This is a genomic window from Sebaldella termitidis ATCC 33386, from assembly GCF_000024405.1.
Classification (GTDB): domain Bacteria; phylum Fusobacteriota; class Fusobacteriia; order Fusobacteriales; family Leptotrichiaceae; genus Sebaldella; species Sebaldella termitidis.
On record NC_013517.1, the window covers coordinates 3,868,490 to 3,893,530 of the forward strand.

Annotated in this window: 24 protein-coding genes and 4 tRNA genes; 10 read left to right on the top strand and 18 right to left on the bottom strand. The window is 33.4% G+C overall.

Features of this window, described 5'->3' with window-relative positions; translation table 11 throughout:
- Position 1 precedes the first annotated feature (1 nt).
- Positions 2-595 carry a DNA-3-methyladenine glycosylase gene (locus tag STERM_RS17990; RefSeq protein WP_012863058.1) on the bottom strand — a complete coding sequence of 198 codons (594 nt, stop codon included), beginning with the start codon at positions 593-595 and terminating at the stop codon, positions 2-4.
- Positions 596-679: 84 nt separating this feature from the next.
- Here STERM_RS17990 and argS point away from each other — a divergent pair, with 84 nt between their 5' ends.
- Positions 680-2,395, top strand: a complete 1,716-nt coding sequence (gene argS, locus STERM_RS17995) for an arginine--tRNA ligase (RefSeq protein ID WP_012863059.1) — start codon at positions 680-682, stop codon at positions 2,393-2,395.
- A gap of 15 nt (positions 2,396-2,410) precedes the next feature.
- Positions 2,411-3,028, top strand: a complete 618-nt coding sequence (locus tag STERM_RS18000) for an epoxyqueuosine reductase QueH (RefSeq protein ID WP_012863060.1) — start codon at positions 2,411-2,413, stop codon at positions 3,026-3,028.
- Positions 3,029-3,052: 24 nt separating this feature from the next.
- Here STERM_RS18000 and STERM_RS21435 read toward each other — a convergent pair whose 3' ends face one another.
- On the bottom strand, positions 3,053-3,499 hold the full coding sequence (locus STERM_RS21435) for a pyridoxamine 5'-phosphate oxidase family protein (RefSeq protein ID WP_012863061.1): 447 nt from the start codon (positions 3,497-3,499) through the stop codon (positions 3,053-3,055).
- A 99-nt stretch (positions 3,500-3,598) separates the two neighbouring features.
- Between STERM_RS21435 and STERM_RS18010 the strand changes: the two genes are divergently transcribed.
- Entirely contained in the window at positions 3,599-4,528 is a 930-nt protein-coding gene (locus STERM_RS18010) for a helix-turn-helix transcriptional regulator (RefSeq protein WP_012863062.1), read from the top strand.
- A gap of 68 nt (positions 4,529-4,596) precedes the next feature.
- On the opposite strand, the gene STERM_RS18015 is transcribed toward STERM_RS18010, so the two are convergent.
- Both STERM_RS18015 and STERM_RS18020 read right to left on the bottom strand, forming a co-directional pair.
- Complete coding sequence (locus tag STERM_RS18015) at positions 4,597-5,094, bottom strand: hypothetical protein (protein WP_012863063.1); 498 nt, start codon at positions 5,092-5,094, stop codon at positions 4,597-4,599.
- 159 nt (positions 5,095-5,253) lie between these two features.
- Positions 5,254-5,979 carry a Bax inhibitor-1/YccA family protein gene (locus STERM_RS18020; protein ID WP_012863064.1) on the bottom strand — a complete coding sequence of 242 codons (726 nt, stop codon included), beginning with the start codon at positions 5,977-5,979 and terminating at the stop codon, positions 5,254-5,256.
- 154 nt (positions 5,980-6,133) lie between these two features.
- Between STERM_RS18020 and STERM_RS18025 the strand changes: the two genes are divergently transcribed.
- On the top strand, positions 6,134-6,616 hold the full coding sequence (locus tag STERM_RS18025; RefSeq protein ID WP_012863065.1) for a hypothetical protein: 483 nt from the start codon (positions 6,134-6,136) through the stop codon (positions 6,614-6,616).
- A gap of 124 nt (positions 6,617-6,740) precedes the next feature.
- On the opposite strand, the gene STERM_RS18030 is transcribed toward STERM_RS18025, so the two are convergent.
- The 10 genes from STERM_RS18030 to STERM_RS18075 form a co-directional block, all read right to left on the bottom strand.
- Positions 6,741-6,815: transfer RNA gene (locus STERM_RS18030), tRNA-Cys, on the bottom strand.
- 18 nt (positions 6,816-6,833) lie between these two features.
- Positions 6,834-6,909, bottom strand: a tRNA-Phe gene (locus STERM_RS18035).
- Positions 6,910-6,914: 5 nt separating this feature from the next.
- Positions 6,915-6,991 (bottom strand) — tRNA-Asp (locus tag STERM_RS18040).
- 10 nt (positions 6,992-7,001) lie between these two features.
- Positions 7,002-7,077, bottom strand: a tRNA-Val gene (locus STERM_RS18045).
- Between the two features lie 81 nt (positions 7,078-7,158).
- Complete coding sequence (locus STERM_RS18050) at positions 7,159-7,644, bottom strand: hypothetical protein (RefSeq protein ID WP_012863066.1); 486 nt, start codon at positions 7,642-7,644, stop codon at positions 7,159-7,161.
- Between the two features lie 52 nt (positions 7,645-7,696).
- On the bottom strand, positions 7,697-8,845 hold the full coding sequence (locus tag STERM_RS18055; RefSeq protein WP_012863067.1) for a DNA polymerase III gamma/tau subunits: 1,149 nt from the start codon (positions 8,843-8,845) through the stop codon (positions 7,697-7,699).
- A 1-nt stretch (position 8,846) separates the two neighbouring features.
- Positions 8,847-9,884, bottom strand: a complete 1,038-nt coding sequence (mreB, locus tag STERM_RS18060; RefSeq protein WP_012863068.1) for a rod shape-determining protein — start codon at positions 9,882-9,884, stop codon at positions 8,847-8,849.
- Positions 9,885-9,903: 19 nt separating this feature from the next.
- Positions 9,904-11,301, bottom strand: a complete 1,398-nt coding sequence (gene cysS / locus STERM_RS18065) for a cysteine--tRNA ligase (protein ID WP_012863069.1) — start codon at positions 11,299-11,301, stop codon at positions 9,904-9,906.
- Positions 11,302-11,311: 10 nt separating this feature from the next.
- A complete protein-coding gene (gene ispD, locus STERM_RS18070) occupies positions 11,312-11,983 on the bottom strand; it encodes a 2-C-methyl-D-erythritol 4-phosphate cytidylyltransferase (RefSeq protein ID WP_012863070.1) in 672 nt (223 codons plus the stop codon).
- A 2-nt stretch (positions 11,984-11,985) separates the two neighbouring features.
- Positions 11,986-14,328: an endonuclease MutS2 gene (locus STERM_RS18075; protein ID WP_012863071.1), complete on the bottom strand. Its 2,343-nt coding sequence runs from the start codon at positions 14,326-14,328 to the stop codon at positions 11,986-11,988.
- A gap of 183 nt (positions 14,329-14,511) precedes the next feature.
- Between STERM_RS18075 and STERM_RS18080 the strand changes: the two genes are divergently transcribed.
- The 4 genes from STERM_RS18080 (at position 14,512) to rpmB (ending at position 18,832) form a co-directional block, all read left to right on the top strand.
- Positions 14,512-15,504: a LacI family DNA-binding transcriptional regulator gene (locus tag STERM_RS18080; protein ID WP_012863072.1), complete on the top strand. Its 993-nt coding sequence runs from the start codon at positions 14,512-14,514 to the stop codon at positions 15,502-15,504.
- Between the two features lie 78 nt (positions 15,505-15,582).
- On the top strand, positions 15,583-17,019 hold the full coding sequence (locus tag STERM_RS18085; protein WP_012863073.1) for a sucrose-specific PTS transporter subunit IIBC: 1,437 nt from the start codon (positions 15,583-15,585) through the stop codon (positions 17,017-17,019).
- A gap of 3 nt (positions 17,020-17,022) precedes the next feature.
- Positions 17,023-18,486, top strand: coding sequence for a glycoside hydrolase family 32 protein (locus tag STERM_RS18090; RefSeq protein WP_012863074.1), 1,464 nt, complete (start codon positions 17,023-17,025; stop codon positions 18,484-18,486).
- Positions 18,487-18,568: 82 nt separating this feature from the next.
- On the top strand, positions 18,569-18,832 hold the full coding sequence (gene rpmB, locus STERM_RS18095; protein WP_012863075.1) for a 50S ribosomal protein L28: 264 nt from the start codon (positions 18,569-18,571) through the stop codon (positions 18,830-18,832).
- Positions 18,833-19,040: 208 nt separating this feature from the next.
- On the opposite strand, the gene STERM_RS18100 is transcribed toward rpmB, so the two are convergent.
- Positions 19,041-20,624, bottom strand: coding sequence for a PTS transporter subunit EIIC (locus tag STERM_RS18100; protein WP_012863076.1), 1,584 nt, complete (start codon positions 20,622-20,624; stop codon positions 19,041-19,043).
- Between the two features lie 121 nt (positions 20,625-20,745).
- Positions 20,746-22,086, bottom strand: coding sequence for a 6-phospho-alpha-glucosidase (locus tag STERM_RS18105; RefSeq protein ID WP_012863077.1), 1,341 nt, complete (start codon positions 22,084-22,086; stop codon positions 20,746-20,748).
- Between the two features lie 269 nt (positions 22,087-22,355).
- Between STERM_RS18105 and STERM_RS18110 the strand changes: the two genes are divergently transcribed.
- The gene (locus STERM_RS18110) at positions 22,356-23,111 is read left to right on the top strand and encodes a MurR/RpiR family transcriptional regulator (RefSeq protein WP_012863078.1); all 756 of its coding nucleotides are present in this window, start codon (positions 22,356-22,358) and stop codon (positions 23,109-23,111) included.
- Positions 23,112-23,316: 205 nt separating this feature from the next.
- On the top strand, positions 23,317-23,847 hold the full coding sequence (locus STERM_RS18115; RefSeq protein WP_012863079.1) for a hypothetical protein: 531 nt from the start codon (positions 23,317-23,319) through the stop codon (positions 23,845-23,847).
- 62 nt (positions 23,848-23,909) lie between these two features.
- On the opposite strand, the gene STERM_RS18120 is transcribed toward STERM_RS18115, so the two are convergent.
- Both STERM_RS18120 and STERM_RS18125 read right to left on the bottom strand, forming a co-directional pair.
- Positions 23,910-24,431 (bottom strand): hypothetical protein, encoded by a 522-nt coding sequence (locus STERM_RS18120; RefSeq protein ID WP_012863080.1) that lies wholly within the window; start codon positions 24,429-24,431, stop codon positions 23,910-23,912.
- 47 nt (positions 24,432-24,478) lie between these two features.
- Complete coding sequence (locus STERM_RS18125; RefSeq protein WP_012863081.1) at positions 24,479-25,000, bottom strand: hypothetical protein; 522 nt, start codon at positions 24,998-25,000, stop codon at positions 24,479-24,481.
- Between the last annotated feature and the right edge of the window lie 41 nt (positions 25,001-25,041).

The following is a 25,041-nucleotide window of genomic DNA, read 5'->3' on the forward strand; positions in this document are numbered from 1 at the left end:
TTTATTTTTTACTTATAAATTTATTATTTTTTATATAAAATCTCCAAAGCTTATCTTTATATTCTTCTGCATAATCAATACCAATTCTCTTAGAGCATACTACCTCAATATCTTTTCTGTTTTCATTTTTTTCCAGATATAATTCTTTCCCGCTGATAAGATCGTATCCTGAAAAGGTTCTGTCTATTCCGAGAGCCGAGCATAATTTTCCTGGTCCGTTGCTAAGATTATGTATATTTTTCACAGGGCTTCTGTTATCAAAAAGAAGATCAAATTCATTCAAAGGCTCTACGGCTCTCAGCAGCAGTGCTTCTGGCTTTCCCTTCCGCTGACATACTATATTTATACAGTTATACATTCCGTAAATCAAATATACATATGCATGTCCGCCTTCACTAAACATCGGCTCTGTTCTTGCTGTTCTTTTATTCTTATAAGTATGGGCGCCCTTATCCTCCGGTCCCACATACGCCTCTACTTCTGTTATCATTGTCTTTACAGTCCTGTCGTTTATTTTTCTTATAAGATAATGACCCAAAATTTCGGGCCCTACTTCAAGTGCATCACGTAAAAAATATTCTCTGTCAAACCTCATTGCAAGCTCCTTTTCTGATAAATACTTTATTTTATGGACATATTTTGATATAATTATTTATATTATATAACATTGGGGTGAATTATGGAACTTATTAATAAACAGCTTGAAAAACTAATATATGAAAATGTTAAAAATATTTTTAACATTGATTCAGACATAGAAATTCAAAGCTCAAACAAAAAAGGATTTGGAGATTTTGCTACGAATTTTGCCATGGTTAATTCAAAAACACTTGGTAAAAATCCAAGGGAAATTGCCCAGACATTCATAGATAATTTTTCAGAAAATGATATTATCGAAAAACTTGAAATTGCCGGACCAGGCTTTATAAATATATTTTTGAAAAGTAAATTTATAAATAGTGAATTTAAAAAAATAGGGAAAGAAGACTATGATTTTTCATTCCTTGATAACGGGAAAAAAACTATTATTGACTATTCATCGCCTAATATAGCCAAAAGAATGCATATCGGCCACCTTAGAAGTACGATTATAGGTGATTCCATAAAAAGAATCATGAAATTTACCGGTTTTGAGATATTGGCGGATAATCATATCGGCGACTGGGGAACACAGTTTGGTAAATTAATCGTTGGTTATGACAGATGGCTTGATCAAAAAAATTATGAAGAAGACCCTATAGAGGAATTGGAAAGAATCTATGTAAAATTTTCCGAAGAATCCAAAAATGATCCTGAGCTGGAAAGCATCGCCCGTGAAGAACTGAGAAAGCTCCAGAGCGGTGATGAAAGAAATAACAGACTCTGGCATGAATTCATAGATATTTCACTAAAAGAATATGACAAAATCTACAAAAGACTTAATATTACATTTGATTTATATAACGGTGAATCATTTTATAATGATATGATGCCCGATATTCTGGATATACTTGTTTCAAGAAAGATAGCAGTAGAAGATCAGGATGCTCTTGTTGTATTTTTTGATGAAGATACAAAGCTTCACCCTTGTATAGTTCAGAAAAAAGACGGGAGTTTTCTGTATTCTACCTCAGATCTTGCAACTATAAAATATAGAAGAGAAGTGCTCCATATTGATAAAGCAATCTATATTACTGATGAAAGACAGCAGGATCATTTTAGACAGGTATTTAAAATAGCTGAGATACTTGGTGACGGCTTTGATTATGAAAAAGTACATGTTTGGTTTGGTATTATGAGATTTAAAGATGGAATATTCTCTACCAGACTGGGTAATATTATTAAACTTAATGACCTTCTGGATGAAGCCAAAAAAGAAGTACGTAAAACTATTGAAATCAAAAATCCGGGAATCCCTGATGATGAAAAAGAAAAAATTTCTGAAATTGTCGGTATCGGAGCTATCAAATATTTTGATCTTAGTCAGAACAGAACTTCACCTGTTATATTTGAATGGGAAAAGGTACTGAGCTTTGAAGGAAATACAGGACCGTATTTACAGTATACATATGCAAGAATTATGTCTGTTTTTAGAAAGCTTAACGGAGAGAATATAGGATATAACGAAGAATCAGAAATCATTCTGGAATCTGACATAGAAAGAGACCTGTCGCTTATGCTTCTGAATTTTCCAAATATAGTGGTAAAAGCCGGGGAAACATACAGACCAAACCTGATTGCAGATTACTTATTTGAAACAGCAAAAACTTTCAGTACTTTTTATAATCAAAAGCATATTGCAAATGAAACAGATTTAGCACTACGAAATTCAAGAATAACTCTTGCTTCCAAAACGGCACATGTTTTAAAAGCAGGACTGGATCTTCTTGGAATCAAAACTGTCGACAGAATGTAAGATGAGGTAAAAAACATGAATAAAATAAATTATAATAAAAAAATGGAAGAAATCATAAAAAGCTTAGCCGGGAAAAAGGCTAAGCTTTTGCTTCACAGCTGCTGTGCACCGTGCAGCTCATATGTACTGGAATATTTATCTTCTTCTTTTGATATTACACTTTACTATTATAACCAGAATATACACCCCGAAAGTGAATATATACGAAGATTCAATGAATTAAAGGATTTTACCGGAGAAGTCTACAAAGGTAAAATAGAGATTATTTCTGAAACATATAATCCGACGGAATTTTTTGATACTATACATAATTATGAGGATAAAGCCGAGGGCGGTTCACGCTGTTCATTATGCTACCATATGAGATTAAAAAAAGCGGCAGAAAGAGCAAAAGAGGGGGGCTTTGATTACTTTGGCTCTGTTCTTACTATCAGCCCTCATAAGAATGCTGACAGAATTAATCTGATCGGTGCAAACCTTGAAAAAATATATAACATAAAATTTTTATATTCCGATTTCAAAAAGAATAATGGTTTTAAAAGATCACTTGAAATCAGCAGGGAATATGATCTTTACAGACAGCAGTACTGCGGCTGTTCTTTTTCTATAAGAAATCAGGCGGAATATTTATAATTCAGTTTATGACATCTGCCTTTTTTATACTCTTGAAACTGCTCTCTTATCTTCAAAATCTATAATTACACCATCCATCACCTGTATATCTTTCCACCATCTGCATTCTATAAGAACAAATTCTGCCAGCACTGCTTCCGGCTTTGATGCAAAACGCTCAAATGAAGCGGGAAGTATATTTTTATATTCTGTCATAATTTCTTTATTTTTCTCATCTGAAGCATATCCTAAAATTTTTCCGGTTCCTTTTATCTGTATAGTATCTGCACATAGTGCTATATTAGGATTTTTTTCTATCTGTTCCAGCTTTTCACTTCCCATAGACGTAATATAGAATTTTTCATTAAACAGAATAACAGTTACCATACGTGAGCTTACATTCCCCTCATATGAAGCAGACAATACCATATTATATGTTTTCCCTATTTTATCAAATAATTCCTTTTTTTCTCTTTCAAAATTTCTTTTCATTTATTTCCTCCTTAATATTTATAAAAAAATTATAACACAAAAACTTGACATCACTATGTCATGATTCTATAATAATAATAAAACTTAAGGAGATTATTTATGAAAATAGAACGTCTGCTTTCTATTATTGTTATTCTGCTGGAAAGAAAAAAAGTACCTGCACCAAGACTGGCTGAAATTTTTGAAGTCTCTACGCGTACTATTTACAGAGATATTGACACTCTTAATGCTGCTGGAATTCCTGTCATTACTTATCCAGGTGTCAATGGCGGTGTAGGAATCCTTGAGGAATTTAAACTTGAAAAAAATTTATTTACTTCTGAGGACCTTAGTTCGCTTCTTACAGGACTCAGCAGTATCAGCTCTGCTTTTTCAAGCTCTGAAATCACAAACGCACTGATCAAGCTGAAAGGAATCATTCCGGAAAAAAGGCTGAAAGATATAGAAAAGAAAACAAACAGAATAATTATTGACCTTACTCCATGGAAAAATACAAATAATGTCAGCTCTGATCTGAAAAGCATTAAGTCTGCAATGGACAAAAATAAAATCCTGACCTTCAAATATGAGGACAGACAGCGAAAAAAAAGTACACGCAAAATAGAGCCGTACAGAATTATACTTAAAGGTAATGACTGGTATGTTGAGGGGTTTTGCATTCTGCGAAATGATTTCAGATATTTTAAATTATCCAGAATATCTGACTTAAAAATTACAAAAAAATCATTTGCACCAAGAGAGATTCCCGAAGCTGAGCCTGAAAACGGCCCTATTCAGGAAAATATAATAATATTGAGAGTATCTGTTGATAAATCACTAAAAGGGGAATTTACCGAATTATATGGAGAACAATGTTTTATTTCTGAAAAAGACAGTAAATATGTAGCTGATATACCATTTGCTGATAATGAATACAGTTACCGGATTTTGATGGGTTTTGCAGATAAATGTGAGATTCTTGAGCCTAAAAACATAAGAAATGAATTTATTTCAAGAATAAAAAAAGCTGCCGCTCTTTACAAAATGTAGTATTAAAAAACAGGACTTTTTATAAAAATAACAGTCCTGTTTTTATTATTTATTTACTTTTCTTATTCTTATTCATTTTCTGTAATTTCACTGCTGACAGTGTGATTAATAAAAGCCATTCTGATATAATATACATTTTTTCCGTATACTTTCAAATGTGAAAGAGCTTCCGGAGGTAAAAGTCCCTTTAATTCACTGTCTTCTGACGAGACTGACACTGTTATGGCACTGGCAAGATTTTCGTCTATTTCTGCAGGTCTTGTCTTTTTAGGCATTGGTTTTGTCTTAGTTTCTATCAGCTGCAGATCTCCTTCTTTAGAATCTACTATAATCATTTCTCTGTATTTTATGTACATTCCATTGTGTCCGTCTTCATTTTTAAATACCTTAAATTCCTTATAAGGATTTCCCTTAAATATTACGCTGCAGTCTTTTTTAGCAGTAGAATCACTTGAAATACAAATACTCCATGTACTATTTTTATTGTATTTCCTTTCTAACTGGATTTCTTCTGAAAAACCAATTACTGATATTACAAGTACTAGACACAAAATTATTCTTTTCATAGTCTGCCTCCTAAAATCAATTTTTGTTACTTAATTATAACATTAAGTAATAATTTTTTAAATAGTATGACATTGATTTTTTTTAAATTATTTTCTTATCAAAAAAATACAGTTTTATTCAGGTTTTATACCCGCCTAAAACTGTATTCATCAGAAAATTTATCTTTTTTTCCCGAAAAGTCTTAATAAATAAAGGAATAAATTTATAAAATCAAGATATAAATTTAATGCCCCTGCTATTTGTATTCTGTCCAGCATAGTATTGTCTTCCATAGCATAGTCTGTGAGTCTGTGTCTGATTATATTCATATCTATTGCTGTGAATGCCGAAAATATTATTACTCCTGCATATGACATTATCCAGTAAAAATAATCATTTTTCATAAAAATATTTAACAGAGACACTACTATAAGTGCTATTAAACCAGCCATTACATAAGGAAGATATCTTCCTAAATTATCTCTTGTAAGATAACCATATGCAGCAAGACAGGCATAATATACTACTGTCCCTAAAAATACATAAATAATTGACTCGCCTGTATAAATATAACCTATTATGCTTAAAGTTATCCCGTTTAGTACAGCGTATAATAAAAACATTCCACGTAATGCTCCTACAGAAGCTTTCATTAACATCATCGAAAACATAAATACAAGACCTAGTTCCACAAAAAACAATACATAATACAAGTTTGTTCCAAATATAAGACTCATTATTTCAACATTTGTCATTACTAAAAATCCACTTATCCCAGATACAAGAAGCCCGACAACCATCCAAAGTATACACCCAGTCATTTTCTGAGCTACAATTCTGTTTATCTCTTCATAATCAAGGTAGCCTGATCTGTAATCATCATGTCCAAAATCATCATTTCTCATTCATTTCACCTCTTATAAGCTTTTATAGTATTATACTAAATATATTTAAAACCGTCAAATATATCGTAGCCCGTGATTTTACTTTCAGATATCAAAGTGTTATAATTTATGTTGTTTTAAAAATTTTTATAAAATACAAAAGGCGGTTGATTATATGAAGAAATTATTATTAATTCTCCTGACTTATTTATTGGTACTTACCTGCTCAAACAGCAGAACAATAAAGCTCCCTGATAAAAATCTCAAAATAACAGATGATATTATTTATTATAAAAATGAACCATATACAGGTACACTCAGCGGAACGGACATAAATAATAATTCTGCCAGATTCAGAGCAGAGATAAAAAACGGGATAGTTGAAGGAAAAGTAGAGCTTCTGGCTTCTGATATAGATTTTATTTATAATATTTCAGGCGGGAAACTTAACGGGGAAAGTTCTGTACTGGATATAATAATGCTTTATAAAGATGATGTAATACAGAAATGTTATTCCAATGTCTCTTTTGCCACGCAGGAAATGGCAGATGCATTTTGCAGAGTTGTAAAAGAGAATCCTGACGGGGAAAGCTTTCCTTCCACAGGAAAGGAACTTCAGAAAAGAACGATTAATATTATAAGAAGGCTTAATAATTAAAAAAATGCTCATTTGATAGATAAAAGTATATTATCAAAGGAGCATTTTATATTTTAAATATTATTATCATATAAATTTTTGCCTGTAAATAAAAAAAGAATAGCATATCTATCCTGTTAAAAAATGGAGGCGACGACCGGAATCGAACCGGTGTACAAGGTTTTGCAGACCTCTGCCTAAGCCTCTCGACCACGTCGCCATTATTAGAGTTTCTACATGGTGCCCAGACGCGGAATCGAACCACGGACACAGGGATTTTCAGTCCCTTGCTCTACCGACTGAGCTATCTGGGCTTGTATGGCGGGAGTGACGGGGCTCGAACCCGCGACCTCTGGCGTGACAGGCCAGCGCTCTAACCAGCTGAGCTACACCCCCAAAAAAATAATGGTGGTCGCTACTGGGCTCGAACCAGTGACCCCCTGCTTGTAAGGCAGGTGCTCTCCCAACTGAGCTAAGCGACCTTCTCCATAATACTCAAACATTATATCGTAATTTCTCAAATTTTGCAAGCATTTATTTCAAAAAGTTTTATTTTTCTCTTGCTAATCCTCTGTGTCTGTATCCTCGTATATCCCAAGTGCAGATAAAACAACTGTTTGAGGAGTCTGATTTCCGCTGGTATTTTCTTCAAAATATTTTTCTATCTCAATATTCTTTAATTCTAATGTTTTTTCGGAATTTTTTATTTTAAGCTCTGTTATAGTACCATTTTTGGCTTTGCCTTTCACTTCTGCACCATGCCATAATTCACTGAATGATATAAATTCAAATTTACCGTTCATCAATCCTTTTTTCACTGTTACAAATCCTTCTGATATCTGAACTCCGTTTATTTTTGCCTTATATCCTTCCGATTCTGTTACTTTTCCAGTATATTTTTCACCTGCTTTAGTATACAGCACACCGTTTTTATATTGCAGACTATCACCCTGAACACTTTCTGGTCCGGAATTTGAAAAAAAGACAGCTGCAATAAAAATCAGGATAATTATCGAAAATATTCCATAAAACTGTTTTCTGTTTATCATTTTGCTTTCCTTTCCTGATACTTAAAATCGTATCCTTTTACTTCACGGATTACTACTCATAAAACATAAAAAAATTAGAAATCAGAGCTCTTATATTTACATTATTATCAATACTGTTTTTTATTTCTATTATTTTTTTCAGATTCTTTATTTTATTTTTCTTTATAAAAATCAATCTGTCCAAAAAATTCTTTAAATCTTTTTTATTTTTAGTAAAAATATCGTTTACTCTTTGATTAACCTCTATCTTTTCAGAGCTTTTATAATATTTATAATTTTTACCAAGCATCATTATACTTTGTATATACTTTATCTTTATAATCAGATAGATTTCTTTGAGATACAGATTCACAGCCTGAAGATGAAGGGCAAAATCATCATTATTCTTTAGCTTTTCCACATCAAAAGAATCCTCTGTATCTTCATAAATCTCCAGCAGCTCTTTTATATAATCCTTAAAGATCTTAAAGTCCGGCTTGCTCATAAACTCCTTTTTATCGTTGAACAGCTTTTCTGCCTGTACTCTCATAAGAAGCTCCGTCAGCTCATTATAAATATAATATACTTCGATATTTCTGAAAATCTCCTCCAGAGAAAGCTGTCCGCAGCTAAGATCTTGTTTTTTCTTTTTCCATAGTTCTATATCTTTTACATTTCCGTCAAAAAAATAGTAGATTTCTTTTTCTACCTCCAGAGCTTCTATATCAAGCGGTTTTATCACAAAAGTCATAACTCTTGATTTTATAGTCGGAATTATATTCAGACTCTTTGAAAGGAGTATGAAATAAAGATTTTTTGGCGGTTCTTCTATTATTTTCAGTAATGCATTTGCTGATTCTTTACGCAGCTTTTCCACTCCGTTCAGGATATAAACTTTTTTCTTTGCCTTATATGGTGATTCTATGGCATTTAGTATTATTTCCCTTACATCATCTATTTTTACACCCTGCTCATCTTTATTTATTATTTCTATATCAGGATATGAATAATTATCTACACTTTTGCATACATTGCACACACCGCAGTAATCATTATCCTTAAAATTTTCACACAAAAAAAGTTTTGAAAACTCTAAAGCATAAAAAAGCAAGTCTACTCTTTTATCACCATAAAAAAGATAACTTGCGCTTTCTTTATCTTTAGCAGCCTCATTAATCAGTCTGTCTATTAAAAAAGTATCTTTAAGATCCTTTATGCTCATTTTACGTATTTTCCTTCATTTGAAGAGTTCTCAGAAGATTTCTGTTATCAAATGCCAGTCCTCCGCCCAGAACTACAGATTCCAGCGGCTGTTCAGCAAGGAATACATTTATCTTTGTCTCTTCTTCCATCAGGTTTGTAAAGTTTCTTACAAGCGAACCTCCGCCTGTCATAACTATACCATTATCCAATATATCCACAACCAGCTCCGGCGGACATTTTTCCAATACTTCTTTTGTGTTATTTATAATTTCATATAATGAATCTCTTATAGCTTCATATATTTCATTCGAAGAAAGTTTTACAGTTTTTGGAAGTCCCGTGATTAAATCTCTTCCCTTTATGTCTATTATTTCCTCTTCCTCAAGCGGTATTGCAGTTCCAAGTTCCTTTTTTATCTTTTCTGCTGTTCTTTCCCCTATAAGAAGACTGTATTTTTTCTTAACATATTTTATAATATCATCATCAAATGTATTACTAGCTATTCTCAGGGACTTACTGACAACTATTTCGTCAAGAGACAGAATTGCTATATCAGTAGAACCTCCTCCTATATCTATTACCATGTTTCCTTCAGGTGCGGAAATATTTACTCCTGATCCCAGAACTGCTGCTCTTCCTTCTTCTATGATGTATACTTTTTTAGCTCCGGTAATAGAATCAAACAGGGCTTTTTTCTCTACAGAAGTTACTTCCAAAGGTACACATATCATTACTTCCGGCTTAAAAGGCGATCTTCCGTATATTTTATGAAGAAATAATCTAAGCATTTCTCTTGTAACGTCAAAATCAGCTATTACTCCGTCCTTCAGCGGTTTTACCGCAATAATGCTGTCAGGTGTTTTTCCTAACATTTCTCTTGCTTCTTTTCCCACTGCTATTACCTTTTTTGTTTTTCTGTCCTGCGCCACTACTGACGGTTCATTTAGTACTATTTTCTTTTTCTGTCTGTCGTAAATCAGTGTGTTGGCTGTTCCTAAATCAATTGCCAAACTTTTTTTTATTCTAAAAAAATTAAATGTCCTAGAAAAAAATCCCATATTATTACTTCTCCTTTTATTATTTTATTATATAGCTCGTTGTCCCGTCTTTATTATCCTTCAGCTCTATCCCCAGTTCAGAAAGTTTATCCCTTATCAAGTCAGACAGCTTAAAGTTTTTCTCACTTCTGGCTTCTTTTCTTATATAAATGAATAAATCCAGCAGACTTGAACTTAAATCTTCCAGACCGCTTTCTTTTAGTTCTATTCCAAGTACATTTGCCATTCTGTCATTAATGACAGCAACTGCTTCTTTTATTATAACAGATTTTCCGTAATTATCAATAAATTTATTTATTTCTCTTAAAAATTCATGTATTAAAGATACTGCCAAAGGTGTATTCAGATCATCCTCCATGGCCTGATCGAATTTTTCCGAAAATTCCTTTATAGATCCCTCTAATATATTATCATACTTTGTATTATTTTCTATTATAAAATCCTTAGCCCGTAATAATGCACCGTTTATTTTTTCAAGTGCTGCCTTTGCTGCAAGCATATCTTCCTTTGAAAAATTAATCGGCTTTCTATAATGCGTTCCGGCTAAAAACCATCTGAATACATTACCGTCGAATTCTTCCAGAACATCTCTCAATAAAAAGAAATTCCCTTTTGACTTTGACATTTTTTCTCCGTCCAGCTGTATATAGCCGTTATGCAGCCAGTAATTCGCAAAATTCCCGCCGTAAGCACATCTTGCCTGAGCTATTTCATTTTCATGATGCGGGAAAATAAGATCCTGTCCGCCTCCGTGAATATCAAAATTCAGTCCAAAATACTTATGACTCATTGCAGTACATTCTATATGCCAGCCCGGTCTTCCCTCGCCCCACGGTGCTTTCCAGAACGGCTCTCCTTTTTTTTTATTTTTCCATAAAACGAAGTCCTGAGGATTTCTTTTATTTTCTCCCACTTCAATCCTCGCTCCCGCTTCAAGCTGATCGGTTTTTTGGTTTGACAGCTTTCCGTACTCGCTGTATTTAGTGACATCAAATAAGACATCCCCGTTTAGTTCATATGCATATCCTTTATCTATAAGAGCTTCTATTGTTATGATCATATCCTCTATATACTCGGTTGCTTTAGGACGTATTATATCAGCAGAAATATTCAGCTTTTTTGTGTCCTCCAAAAAGGCCTCTATATATCTATCGGCTATTTCACGTACTGTTTTCCCCTCTTCATTTGCTTTATTTATCATTTTATCATCAATATCAGTAAAGTTCTGAACATACTCTACCACATAATTCTTATGTCTGAAATATCTCGCCAGTATATCAAAAACTACAATAGGTCTTGCATTTCCTATATGTATATAGTTATATACAGTGGGTCCGCATACATACATTTTCACTTTACCGGGTTCTATTGGTTTGAATTCCTCTGTCTGATTAGTCAGAGTATTATAAAATTTCATATATTACCACCTATTCAAAATATCTGAGATCTTCTTTTGTTGTTATCTTAACATTATCAGCATGTCCTTCATAAACCTTTACTCTTCCGCCTATTCTTTCCACAAGGGAAGAATCATCAGTCCCTAAAAAACTATCCTTTTCAGCTTTTTCATATGCTTCTTTCAGAATAGTACTTCTAAATACCTGCGGCGTATGAGCTGAAAATAGAGTTTTTCTTTCAGGGGTACTTACTATAAAGCCGTATTTATCAATTACCTTAACAGTGTCTTTCAAAGGAATTCCTACTACAAGACCGTCAAGATTTTCTTCTGCCATAAGAATCTCATAAGTACTTTCTATATATTCCTGTCTTATATTGGGACGAACCCCATCCTGTACAGCTATTATAGCTTCTTCTTCTATATGATCAAGTGCATTTTTTATAGAGTACTGTCTTTCGCTCCCGCCTTCCACTATCTTTTTTACTTTGGTAATTTTAAATTCACGCAGATAATTCTCCACAAGCTTAATATCTTTTTTGTTAACTGATATGTATATACCGTCTACAAGTTTATTTTTTTCTATTACTTCCAAAGTAGATATAAAAATCGGTTTTTCCTTTATCCGATAATATTGTTTTGGGATATTCAGCCCCATTCTTTTACCTAATCCTGCGATAGGAACAATAAAATAATACTTCATTTTTATTTTAACTTAGCGACAGTACAGCCAAGCCCTCCCTCATTCTGATTTGCATCTCTATACTCCGATATATATTTAGACTTTTTCAAATACTCCTGTATTCTGGTTCTTAATGCCATAGTTCCTTTTCCGTGAATTATGTATACTTCTGAATACCCTGTCAGCATTGCCCTGTCCAGATACAGCTCTAGCTCAGTCATTGCTTCATCACCGGTCATTCCTCTCAAATCCACTTCTCCTTTTACATTAGTTGATTTTAATGATGCAAATCCGCCTAATTTCTTTTTATTTTTCTTTTCTATCTTCTGTATGTCATCAGTACTTACCACAAGTTTCAATATTCCTGCCTGTATCTGAACACTGTCTGATTCTCCGATTATTCTTAGGATTTTTCCGTTCTGATTTATCGACTTTACAAAAACTTCCTCACCAAGCTGAAAATCTGTCTTTTTGTTTGTTTTTACTTTTTTCTTTACATTCTGCTCTTTTTCAAGCCTGAAAGATTCACGAAGCATATTCAGACTTCTCTGTGCATCCTTTGCCTCTTCTTTTTTCATCTCATCCTGGCTTATTTTATCCACAAGATTCTTAGCCTTTGCCTGAACCTCACGCAGATACTTGTCAGCTTCATCATATGCTTCTTTTACTATTTGATTTTTTTCATTTTCCAGAGTGATTATGTCAGCTTCATACTTCTGCTTTCTGCTCTCCATTTCTTCTTTTGCATTTTCCAGCTCTATCTTCAGTTTTTCTACTTCATCTGTTTTTTCCTTTATGGATATAAGCATTTTCTCCACTTTTTGATTTTCTTCACTTATATATGATTTTGCATTATTTATGATCTCTTCGTTTATACCGTATTTCCCGGCAATAATCAAAGCATTGCTTTCTCCCGGAATACCTTCCAGAAGTCTGTATGTGGGAAGCAGCGTTTCTACGTTAAATTCCATGGAAGCACTCTTTATCCCGTCAGTATTAAAGGCATGTGCCTTTACTTCACTGTAGTGTGTAGTGATTATTGATTTCACATTCTTCTGATTCAGATAATCAATTACTGACATTGCAAAAGCTGCTCCCTCCATAGGATCAGTTCCGCTCCCGATTTCATCTATAAGAACAAGCGATCTTCTGTTGGCTGCTTCAAGTATTTCTTTTATATTCTTTATATGTGCAGAAAACGACGACAGATTCTGTTCTATACTCTGTTCATCCCCTATATCCGCAAGAACACTGCCAAAAAATCCTATTTCCGTTTTTTCATCTGCCGGAATAGGAATTCCTGATAAAGCCATTATTGTAAGAAGTCCTGCTATCTTTTGCGTTACAGTCTTCCCCCCTGTATTAGGACCGGTTATAAGCATAATATTGTCATTGTCCCCGAGTTCAAAGTTAATAGGAACCATTTTTTCCCTGTCTATAAGAGGATGTCTTGCTACTACTAGCTTCAGATACTCTTTATTGACTACCTTAGGCACTCTGCACTCATTTTCTATTGAATAAAGAACTTTGGCATTGATAAAATCCAGTCTTTCGAGAAGATCCTTTATTAATGCTATTTCGTCTTTTTTATTTCTTATAAGCTCTGTAATACGGATAAGGACTTTTCTTATTTCCTCTCTTTCCTTTGCCTCGTATTCTCTGAGTTTATTATTTAATGAAACTGTATTCAGGGGTTCTATGTATACAGTACTTCCTGTTGATGATCTGTCATGCTCTATTCCCTTTACAAGAGATTTGAACTCTGTTTTCACAGGTATTACATAACGCTCGTTCCTTTTAGTAACGATCTTTTCCTGTATTGCCTTCTGCAAATCTCTGTTATTTATTATCTCATCAAACTTTTCTTTTATATTGACATTTATATTGCTTTTTTGTCTTCTGATATCTCTTAAGCCCAGCGAAGCTGTGTCCTTCATATTTCCCTCGTCATCCACCACTTCGGAAATAAAGTCTTCCAGATCTTTCAAATCTTCTGTATCAGAAAAAATATTCCATACAAGACCGTACTTATCCTTTATATTCTTAGCACGGCTTTTGGAAATTCTGTAAACAGCAAGATTTTTTCTTAATTCCGCCAGATCTTCTACAGACAAATAGGAACCTATCAAATCTATCGTTCTAAGAAATTTTCCTATATCTGAAAGATTAGTCAGCTCCAGTCCGTCGTCATATTTATAAAAATCAATAAACTCTACCAAAAGGGCAAGCTCTTTATCCAGTTCACCTTTATTTTTCATAATGTCCAAATCTAGAAACTTTTCCTTGGTAGCTTCCAGCTTTGCCAAATCTATTATTTTATTAATAACTTTATGAAATTCCAAAACTTCATAACTTCTATTTTCCATTTTTTCTCCTATAACATTTCACATGTAAGATTTCCGATAAATTATATCATATTTTCTATACTTTTTCTATTTTAATTTATTAATGATGCATAGCAGAAAATAATTTTATTTGAAGTGCTTATTGACTTTTATTAATTTCATGGTATACTAAATGTGTTAACGTTTACATATTTAGGAGAAAATATGACTATAAAAGAAATTGCCAAAATGGCCGGAGTTTCCACTGCCACTGTATCACGTGCCATAAATAATTCCGGATACATAAAAATTGAAGTAAAGGAAAAAATTTTAAGAATCATAGAAGAAACCGGATTTACTCCCAGCTCGGTAGCACAGGATCTGAAAAGAAACCGAACTAATCTGATCGGGGTTATCATTCCCAAAATCAGTTCCTTTTCTGTAGCACAGGTAGTAGACGGGATTTCCCTTGAGCTAAACAAGCGAAATTTCAGTATTCTTCTAGCTAATACGAATAATAACGCTGAAGAAGAATTAAAGTATCTGAAAATTTTTCAGGAAAAAAGAGCAAATGGTATTCTTATTTTAGGAACTGAAATATCCGAAGAACATAAAAATCTCATAAACTCTTCTTCTATTCCTGTTATTGTCATCGGTCAGAATGTATCCGAAGCCGGCATTCCCTGTGTAGTACAGCAGGAAAAAGAAGCTGCCTATGATATTACCAGATATCTGACAGATAATAATCATAAAAGAATAGCTTATATTGGTACAGATATTGAGGATTTTGCCGTTAGAAACGAAAGAAAAGCCGGATTTTTGAAAGCTCTGGCAGATTCTGACATTTATTTTGATGAAAAATGTACTTATTATTCCGGATTTTCATCTGATACCGGCTATACAGGCATCAAAAAGCTTTTGAAAGAATTTCCTGATCTTACAGCTGTTTTTTGTGCAACAGGAACTATGGCTACAGGAGCTGTAAATGCACTTTTGGAAAGCGGGTCCGGAGTTCCTGAAAATGTTTCAGTAACAGGAATGGGTAGTACTAATTACGGTATAAACACCCTGAAAATAACCTCTGTTATTTATGATTATGTCAAAACAGGCTCAGAAGGAGCAAAAATGCTTTTGAATATCCTTGACAATAAGAGTAAATCTGAAAAAATCTCTGTTCCTTATAGATTTTTTCAGGGAAACACAGTAAAAAAGATTTGATTTCTTTTATCAGTCTTTTTTTAAAAGAATATGTAAACGTTAACATATTATAATTTAGATTAATTTTATGGAGGAAAAATGGATGATAAAAAAATAGCCGAAGAAATTCTGATAAGTCTCGGAGGAAAAGATAATATTGAGGCAGCTGCACATTGTGCTACTCGTCTGAGAATTGTACTAAAGGATAATGCAAAATTAAATAAAACCGAACTGGAAAAAACAGATGGTGTAAAAGGATATTTTGAAACAGGCGGACAGCATCAGATTATACTTGGAAGCGGACTTGTCCAAAAAGTGTACAAGGAATTTGTAAAAATAGCAGAAATAGAATCGTCAAATACCGCAGCTGTGAACTCTGCCGGAACAAAAAAACTAAATATTCTGCAAAGATTTGTAAAAATGCTTTCTGATATTTTCGTACCTATTATACCCGCAATAGTGGCAGGCGGTCTTTTAATGGGAATTAACAATATTCTGGTCGCCAAGGGACTTTTTGCTGCAGGAAAATCTGTAATTGACCTGTATCCGCAGACTGCTGATCTGGCAAATATGATAGATACCTTCGCTAATGCCCCATTTGTTTTTTTACCTGTATTAATAGCTTTTTCAGCTACTAAAAGATTCGGCGGCAATCCTTATCTGGGAGCAGCTCTTGGTATGCTTATGGTACATCCCGCATTACTAAACGGCTGGTCTTATGGAGATGCTGTAATAAACGGACAAATTCCGTACTGGAATATCTATGGTTTTAAAATAGCTAAAGTCGGTTATCAGGGTACTGTTCTTCCTGTACTGGCTTCATCTTATATTCTTGCCTATATAGAAAATAAACTTAGAAAAATTGTTCCGACTTTTTTAGATAATCTTCTTACGCCAATGTTTTCATTATTCATAACCGGACTTCTTACCTTTGTATGTCTTGGTCCGCTTATGCGTACATGCGGAAATCTTCTTACAGACGGTATATTAATGCTGTATAACACAGGCGGTATAGTCGGAGGAGGAATTTTTGGTTTTTTCTATGCACCTATCGTTATCACAGGAATGCATCACAGTTTTATAGCTATAGAAACCCAGCTTCTTGCTGATATGGCAAGAACCGGAGGAAGTTTTATCTTTCCTATTGCAGCTATGTCAAATATAGCTCAGGGTGCAGCATGTCTCAGTGCTTTTTTCCTTATAAAAGATGAAAAACTAAAAGGGTTAGCAGTTCCATCAGGTTTTTCAGCACTTCTGGGAATTACAGAGCCGGCTATGTTCGGAGTAAATCTGAAGCTTCGATATCCCTTTCTGGGTGCTGTTATAGGCTCATGTGCAGCAAGTATTTTTATTACTTATAAGCATGTACTGGCTCAGGCGCTGGGTGCCGCCGGACTGCCCGGAATTATTTCCATAAGACCCCAGAATATAGTTTCATATATTATAGGTATGCTTATTTCCTTTGTAATTTCTGCTGCTGTTACTTTTGTCCTTGGAAAAAGAGAAAATATAAAAAAACAAAGGAAGGCGGGCTGAAATATGACTTTTGACAGTAAAAACCGTTATCGAAATATAAAAGATGCACATGCTGATGAATTGGAAAATATTGAAAAAATTGTAAATTCTGACCATTGGAGACAAAAATTTCATATTATGCCTAAAACCGGACTGCTGAATGATCCTAACGGGCTTGCTTATTTTAACGGTAAATATCATATTTTCTTTCAATGGTTCCCCTTTGGACCTGTTCATGGTTTGAAGCACTGGGCTCATTATGTTTCAGAGGATATGGTCAGCTGGTATGAAGATAAAAGGATTCTTATTCCTGAAGAATGGTACGAAAGTCACGGAGCATTCTCCGGGAGTGCTGTCATAAAAGATAACCAGCTTTATCTCATGTATACAGGAAATGTGAGAACAAAAGACAATAGGAGAAAATCTTATCAGTGTTTAGCACGTCTTGAAGAAAAAAAGATAGTAAAAGACCCTGATAATCCGGTCATTAATAGTATTCCGGACGGATTTACAAATGAATTCCGAGATCCGAAAATTTTTCAGAAAGACGGCTCCTTTTATCTTGTCATAGGAGGACAGAAAGAAAATATGACCGGAAGCATAGCAGTTTATCAGTCAAAAGATCTGCATAACTGGAATTTTATAGGTGAATTAAAAACCGGACTTGAAAATTTCGGCTATATGTGGGAATGTCCTGACTATTTCGAACTAAATGATACCGGAATTCTCCTTTTCTGCCCTCAGGGACTTAAGCCTAATAAGGATTGCTTCAATAATATCTACCAGAGCGGCTATATTGCCGGAGATAAACTTAATTTGGATACACTCGAATTCAGGCATTCTGATTTTACAGAGCTTGACAGAGGATTTGACTTTTATGCACCGCAGACTTTTGAAAAAGACGGCAGACGCCTTATGATCGGATGGATGGGACTGCCGGAGATAGAATATCCTTCGGAAAAAAATTTCTGGGTACACTGTCTGACTATTCCCAGAGAATTAAAATTAATGAATAACAGACTTGTACAATCACCTGCTTCTGAATTAAAAAAGCTCCGAAAAGAAAAAGAAACATTTTCAGAAAATCTGCATAAACAAAAAATAAAACTTCCAATATCAGGAACTGTTTATGAGCTTTTAGCTGAGTTTTCCGATTTTTCAGGTGACTTCGGGCTTGAACTGCGCACTGGTCCGGGTGATGAAAAAACTGTTTTATGGTACGACTATAAAAACAGCAAAATTATTTTAGACAGAACAAATTCCGGAGAAAAATTCGGACTTGATTATGGAAGTCTGAGAATGGTTCATTTTATTGCTCCTGTTATAAAGTTCCATATTTTTATGGATTCTTCATCTGTTGAAATATTTATAAATGATGGTAAAGAAACATTTACTGCCAGAATTTTCCCCGGGGAAAACAGCTCGGGAATATCGGTTTTTTCTACAGGAACAGCTAAAATAAACCTGAGTAAGTGGAACCTCGCCTGATTATTTATCTATTTTTTTTCTTGTAATTTTAAAATATTAATGGTATAATGAACACCGATTGTATAAAAGGAGGTGAACGAAAATGAAAATATGTGAAGTTTTTGGAAAGAAAGTGGGACATGGTAATTTAGTCAGTCACTCACATCGTTCAACTAAAAGAATATGGAGACCAAATCTACAGGTTATGACAATAAACGTAGATGGTAAAGACGTAAGAGTAAGAGTTTGTACAAAAGCAATGAAAACACTAAAAGGGAAAAACCCTGATCAAGTGAAGAAAATCCTAATGGAAAATAAAAATAACTTAAGTCCGAAGTTATCTAAAGTTTTATTTTCTAATAATTAATAAAGAAGTAAGTTTCTATAGCTTACTTCTTTTTTATTTAAACTGGATATTTTAAGGCTTGCATATTATTCCGCCAAAAAGCTAACCGCCCCTTGAAAGAGGCGGCTCTGATTTTTAATATGCCAAAAATATATTTAAAAAAATTTATTGTCTTTCATAAAAAAACTGCATCAATTTTTTCCTGTACTGCCTCCTTTTACATTCTGCTTCATAAATTTTTTAGTGTTTTCTTAAGGATATTTGCCATTTTTTCTACTTTTGTTCCATATACTATCTGAATATTTTTATCGTTGATTTTTACTATGCCCAGAGAACCGGTTTGTTTAATCAGATCATCGTTTACCTGAGAAGTATCATCCAAAATCAAACGAAGTCTGGAAATACAATTTTCTATTTCTTTTATATTTTCTTTTCCCCCTAATGCTCTGACTAATAATTCACCCAATTTTTCATCAGTTTCTGCAATTTCCTCGAACAGCTCTTCTTGTTCGTCTTCACGTCCTGGAGTTTTAATATCAAATTTTAATATTAAGGTTTTGAATGTAAAATAATATATAAATGCAAATCCAATACCAATCAGAAGATTTATATACCATCTTGTCTCTAATCCTTTAAATACTCCGAAGATCAGAAAATCAAATACTCCGCCCTGAGCATTTCCAATCATAACATCTAATAAATTATTTAATAAAAATGACATCCCGGCCATGAATGCATGAAATAAAAATAATACCGGAGAAATAAAGATAAATGCAAATTCTATGGGCTCTGTTATCCCTGTCAGGAATGACGTAAATGCAGCAGCTATGAAAACAGCCTTTACTCTTTTTTTCTGTTCAACTTTTGCAGTTTTATAAATAGCCAGACATGCAGCCGGCAGACCGAAAAGCATAAACGGATGTGTTCCCTGTGATAAAAATTTAGTCGCTGACCTCATTTGTTCCAAATCAGGACTTGCCTGTGTCATCAATGTATTGTAAATGATAAGCGCGCCGCTTACCTGCTCGCCGTTTATCAGTGTACTTCCCCCGAACGGCGTAAAACGAATCAGCTGGTTTAATATATGATGAAGACCTGTAGGAATTAACAGTCTCTCAAGAAAACCGTATATAAATACTCCGAAGTATCCTGATTCAGATATTATAAAACCAATTTGGTTTATTGCCATTCCAAGAAAAGGCCATATAAAATACATAACTAATCCTATTACAGGCATAGTCAGAGTTATCATAATCGGAACAAACCGTGTTCCGCTGAAAAAACCAAACGCAACAGGCAGCTCTGTTTTATGAAACTTATTATGGATAAAAGCAGTCCAAAGACCTGTTATTATCCCCCCAAATATACTCATTCTATATGTAAAAATACCGAATACTGTATCATAAGCAGATACAGCTTTCACTGCATCCAGCTGTGATTTTCCATGCTCTGTCAGATATGCCGCGTTCATTGTATCGGGAGTTATCCCGTTCAGCTTCAAAAAGTAACTTATTGTAGAATGAAACAGCACAAAAGCAATAACTGTAGAAAAAGCAGCTACTTCTTTATTATCTTTAGCCATACCCATAGCAACCGATATGGCAAACAATACCGGTAAAAGTCCGAATAATCCTAATACTACTGTTTGTACCAGCCCCACAAATCCCTGTATCAATGTATAATTTGCCAGTGTACTCCCTACTATCGCAGGATTCTGCAGCAAAGAAACAATTCCCAGCAGCAGCCCGGCTGCTACTATAATTGAAAGCGGCGTCATAAGACATTTACCTAATTTTTGAATACTTGTTCTCATTATATTTCCCTCCTATAAATCACAGGATAATTTCAAAAAACACTGTTTTATATCTTGGAGAGTATATTTATAATGGTTTGTAGTTATTTGTTTTTTAGAAATACCTGAGTAATATTAATTCTTATTTTAAATTCGGCCAGTAATCTATATTAGCTTCAATCAGTTCATCTAATATAACCTTAGCCAGATCAGCATCACCCATTGTACGGGATAACGTCAAGGCCTGCCATAATTTTTGATACGATTCTTCTACATAGGCTTCCACTGCCAGCTTTTCCACTGCCAGCTGCTGCTGAATAAGTCCTCTTTGGAAAGTCGGGATTTCACCTATAGATAAAGGCTCCGGACCGTTGGCACCGACAATGCACGGGATTTCAACCATAGCTGTAGGATCCACGCCGCATATAGCTCCTTTATTTTCTACAATAAGAAGCATTCTTTCATGTGTATTAAATGCAAGTGCTCTTGCTAAATCCACAATATAGCTGGCATGAACACCTATTTCCAAATTTGTTTCCTTTGCGGTATTCTTTTCCACGATGGTACTGCATTCATCAAAAACTCTTTTTTCCCGTCCGTCCATTACCTGATTTGCCCGTGTATAATTTTTATCAGTATGCTTTACAGCATAATCAGAAAACAGATAATATTTAAAATAAGTAGTCGGAAGAGTTTCAGTATCCAGACGATAAACTTCCTTTGCAAAACGGTATGTATCAAGCCAGTCAGGATCATTAAGCCTTACCTCTTTATTTAACAGCTCTAAATTATATCCATTTTCCAGAACATACTTTTTTATCACAGGCATAAGGTCATTTCCGTCTTTATCTCTTATATCATCCCACCATCCGAAGTGATTTAGTCCGTAATAACGCACTGTCATATCTTTTCTTGATTCCAGCCCTGCAATCACAGCCATGCGTTCTTCTATATCTATAGGCATATCACAGATATTCAAAACTTTTGAATCAGGTCTCAGAACTCTGACACCTTCTGCCACTATTGAAGCAGGATTGGAGTAATTCAGCATCCATGCATTCGGTGAGTATTCTTCCATATAGTCAATAAGCTCCACCACTCCGGTAATTGATCTGAGTCCATAGGCTATACCGCCGGGTCCGCAGGTTTCCTGCCCGACTATTCCGTGCTCCAAAGGAATTTTTTCATCCTTTTCCCTCATTTCATACTTTCCTACTCTAATATGTGCCATTACAAAATCTATATCTGTAAACCCGTCTTTTGGGTTTGTTGTTGATAAAAATTCAATTTCGGGAGCTCTTTCACGGAGTATTATTTCACATGCATCTGCTACCAGTTTTTGACGTTCATAATCATTATCATAAAAAATAATTTTTCTAATAGGAAAACGATCCAGGTTTTCTAAAAGCATTAGAATTATTTCAGGTGTATAGGTACTGCCGCCGCCTGCAATAGAAATTGAAAAGGCATTTTTTTTATTCATATTTTTTCTCCTTAATAATTTTTTTATTGTTTCCATGGAATATCTGAGCTCATTTTAATTATATCCAATAAAACAAAAAAAACAACTAAACCAGCAGTATTAGTAATAATTAACACTTTAAGTTTTATTTTTCAAATCATGAAAAATTTTACATCAAAAAAATTCTGATTAAAATAAAGAGATTTGACTTAAAATTGACATCTTATCCAGTATATAGTTATAATAAGTTAAGAATTAATTTTCTTAATCTGAAAAATTAGGAGAAAGCCATGAAATTAGATGTTTTAATTAACAAATATTATGAAAAATTAAATAGTAATGATTTATATATATTGAACTATATAAAAAATAATCCTGAGACCTCTGATGTTAATATAACTTTGCTTTCTAAAATGTGTAATTCCTCCACAGCCTCTATTCTCCGAATGACCAAAAAACTGGGTTTTTCAGGATACAGCGAATTTAAATATTTTTTAAAAAGTCTGACAGCCTCTAAAGAAAGTCAGGATTTGAAAACAAGACTGGAAGTTCTGGCCTCTGATGTAGAGCATACTATGAAAATATTTAAAAATAATAACCAGCTCAGTGAAACATGTGATTTGTTATATAATGCAAAAAATATCTATGCTTATGGAACCGGATATGGTCAAAAGCTGATGCTTCAGGAATTTTCCCGTTGTATGCTGAATTGCGGAAAAAATATCATAATAATTCCTGCATTTACTGAATTCAGAATTGCAGTTCAGAATATGAAAGAAAGTGATATGGTAATAATAGCCTCATTATCTGGTAATGCCCGCGATATTGCCGAACTGATACACATATTAAATCTAAAAAACATACCTATTTTATCAATAACTAATTTTAACGATAATACACTTTCTAAATTAACTCCGTATAATCTTTATTATCAGTCTTCAAATATAAATACCGAGGACAGTCTGAATAATTCTTCTTATGTTACCCTAAATTTATTGCTTAATTTTATTTATGAAGGATATATGGATTTTATCGAATCAAAATAAATATAAGCAGTCTGCCGAAAAAATATATTTTTGCCTTTATTCCTTTTATATTTATAATAAATTTAGTATAATTAACTTGCATAAGTAAAATTAACTCATATATTGCAAAATATGATATTTTTTAATGCAGGTTTTTTTTACTTTTCTGCACTAAAATAATGTGCAGTTTGTTTTTTATCTAAAAATATATATGAAAGGAGATAAGATGAAAAAGTTATATTTAGTATGTTTATTATTTATTTTGGGACTTGTTTCTTTCGCAGAAACATATACAAAGACTGAACAGCGTGAAATCGTAAAACAGTTCGGCGTGTTCCAAAGTGCTCTGAAAGGAAAAAAATTTGATAAGACAGCAGAGGTAATATATTTTCCGCTGTCATATGAATTTGAGGATGCAGAAACTGCTTCTGAAAATAAAAACGAATTTTTCAAAAGCCTGAAAGACCTCACTCTTCCAAAGGTTGACACTAAAACAAACAAAATATCAAAATACAGTAAAAAAGGTAATTCAAAAACATGTGATTTTGAAGTAACAAATAAGTTTGTTTCATCTGATGACAGCGAATTTCTGGAAAATTACGGAGTAAATACAGATAAATATTTTGTTGTCACTGCAAGTTATTTTACAACATCTGATGATACTGACCTTATAGACGGCTGCGCAGGTTACAATACTTATTTTTTCCAGCTTAAAAACAAAGAATTGAAATTGGTAAAAAAAGTAGAACTTCCATAAATAAAAAAGCTGCCTGATTCATCCAGAATTTTGGCAGCTTTATTTATTTATTTTATTGATATTTACGGTCCGACATACAAAGCATGAAGTTTAAGCTTATTATTCTCAAATTCAAAAACATAACGGGCATACCCCGGATATTCAGGATCATCATAATAGTAAAAAACTTCAAACGTTTTTTCATCAGGATCAAGTCCCCAGCCTTCATTGTTTTCAGTCGTAGAAAAACCGGCTGTTATCTCAAGAACACCGTTTTTATATTTTTTTACAGTATTAGAATTCAAATCTACCTTCAAAAGAGCCATTTCTTTTATCTCATTCAAAAATTTAGTTTTATACTTGACTATTTCCTCATGACTCACAGGTACCTCATAATCAGTATAGGATTTCCCGTCTATATAGTTAAAACCATACACAGGGTTATCAATATAATTCTTCAAAGTATTTATATCCTTATTTTTCAATGCTTTTTGAAATTCCACAAATTGTTTTAAAGCGATATTTTTTTCATTTTCGGTAAAATTTTCTTTGCTGAAAGAAAAGACGCTGATTAATAACAACAGCATTAATATTAACTTTTTCATATTTCCACTCCTTTTATTCACTTTTTTATTTTTCCGATAAATATAATTTACGGCATGCTATATATACAAATAAACTTTAACTGACTGTCCTTCATTTTAAAAATATATTGTGCAACTGACGGATATTCAGGATCATTATAAAAAGCAGAAACTTCAAACATTTTATCCCCTTTATGCCCCCAGATATAATTATCCTCTTCCATAACAAAGAAATCTGCCGATATTGTCTCTTCGCCTTTAGTATATTTTATTACTTCGTTATTTTTCAAATCTGTTTTTACAAGTGTCACTTCTTTTAATGATTTGAAAAATTCATCTTTATATCTGACTATTTCATCATAACTCACAGACTCTGTATTTAGTCTGTAAGCCGGTCCGTCATTTAGAACAAGCCCGTACAAAGAACCGTCAATAAATTTTTCTATTGCTTTTATATCCTTGTTCTTTACTGCTTTCTGAAACTCTGTAAACTGTTTTAAGACAGCATTTTTTTCATTTTTGGTAAAATCTTCCCTGCTAAAAGAAAATACACTGACAAATACCAAAAATATAAATACTAACTTTTTCATGCCTTCACTCCTTTATTTTTTATTAAATAATACATGGATTA

Coding starts and splice junctions, on each gene's coding strand:
- STERM_RS17990 (WP_012863058.1), bottom strand. CDS start 595: ATGAGGTTTGACAGAGAATATTTTTTACGTGATGCACTTGAAGTAGGG.
- argS (WP_012863059.1), top strand. CDS start 680: ATGGAACTTATTAATAAACAGCTTGAAAAACTAATATATGAAAATGTT.
- STERM_RS18000 (WP_012863060.1), top strand. CDS start 2,411: ATGAATAAAATAAATTATAATAAAAAAATGGAAGAAATCATAAAAAGC.
- STERM_RS21435 (WP_012863061.1), bottom strand. CDS start 3,499: ATGAAAAGAAATTTTGAAAGAGAAAAAAAGGAATTATTTGATAAAATA.
- STERM_RS18010 (WP_012863062.1), top strand. CDS start 3,599: ATGAAAATAGAACGTCTGCTTTCTATTATTGTTATTCTGCTGGAAAGA.
- STERM_RS18015 (WP_012863063.1), bottom strand. CDS start 5,094: ATGAAAAGAATAATTTTGTGTCTAGTACTTGTAATATCAGTAATTGGT.
- STERM_RS18020 (WP_012863064.1), bottom strand. CDS start 5,979: ATGAGAAATGATGATTTTGGACATGATGATTACAGATCAGGCTACCTT.
- STERM_RS18025 (WP_012863065.1), top strand. CDS start 6,134: ATGAAGAAATTATTATTAATTCTCCTGACTTATTTATTGGTACTTACC.
- STERM_RS18050 (WP_012863066.1), bottom strand. CDS start 7,644: ATGATAAACAGAAAACAGTTTTATGGAATATTTTCGATAATTATCCTG.
- STERM_RS18055 (WP_012863067.1), bottom strand. CDS start 8,845: ATGAGCATAAAGGATCTTAAAGATACTTTTTTAATAGACAGACTGATT.
- mreB (WP_012863068.1), bottom strand. CDS start 9,884: ATGGGATTTTTTTCTAGGACATTTAATTTTTTTAGAATAAAAAAAAGT.
- cysS (WP_012863069.1), bottom strand. CDS start 11,301: ATGAAATTTTATAATACTCTGACTAATCAGACAGAGGAATTCAAACCA.
- ispD (WP_012863070.1), bottom strand. CDS start 11,983: ATGAAGTATTATTTTATTGTTCCTATCGCAGGATTAGGTAAAAGAATG.
- STERM_RS18075 (WP_012863071.1), bottom strand. CDS start 14,328: ATGGAAAATAGAAGTTATGAAGTTTTGGAATTTCATAAAGTTATTAAT.
- STERM_RS18080 (WP_012863072.1), top strand. CDS start 14,512: ATGACTATAAAAGAAATTGCCAAAATGGCCGGAGTTTCCACTGCCACT.
- STERM_RS18085 (WP_012863073.1), top strand. CDS start 15,583: ATGGATGATAAAAAAATAGCCGAAGAAATTCTGATAAGTCTCGGAGGA.
- STERM_RS18090 (WP_012863074.1), top strand. CDS start 17,023: ATGACTTTTGACAGTAAAAACCGTTATCGAAATATAAAAGATGCACAT.
- rpmB (WP_012863075.1), top strand. CDS start 18,569: ATGAAAATATGTGAAGTTTTTGGAAAGAAAGTGGGACATGGTAATTTA.
- STERM_RS18100 (WP_012863076.1), bottom strand. CDS start 20,624: ATGAGAACAAGTATTCAAAAATTAGGTAAATGTCTTATGACGCCGCTT.
- STERM_RS18105 (WP_012863077.1), bottom strand. CDS start 22,086: ATGAATAAAAAAAATGCCTTTTCAATTTCTATTGCAGGCGGCGGCAGT.
- STERM_RS18110 (WP_012863078.1), top strand. CDS start 22,356: ATGAAATTAGATGTTTTAATTAACAAATATTATGAAAAATTAAATAGT.
- STERM_RS18115 (WP_012863079.1), top strand. CDS start 23,317: ATGAAAAAGTTATATTTAGTATGTTTATTATTTATTTTGGGACTTGTT.
- STERM_RS18120 (WP_012863080.1), bottom strand. CDS start 24,431: ATGAAAAAGTTAATATTAATGCTGTTGTTATTAATCAGCGTCTTTTCT.
- STERM_RS18125 (WP_012863081.1), bottom strand. CDS start 25,000: ATGAAAAAGTTAGTATTTATATTTTTGGTATTTGTCAGTGTATTTTCT.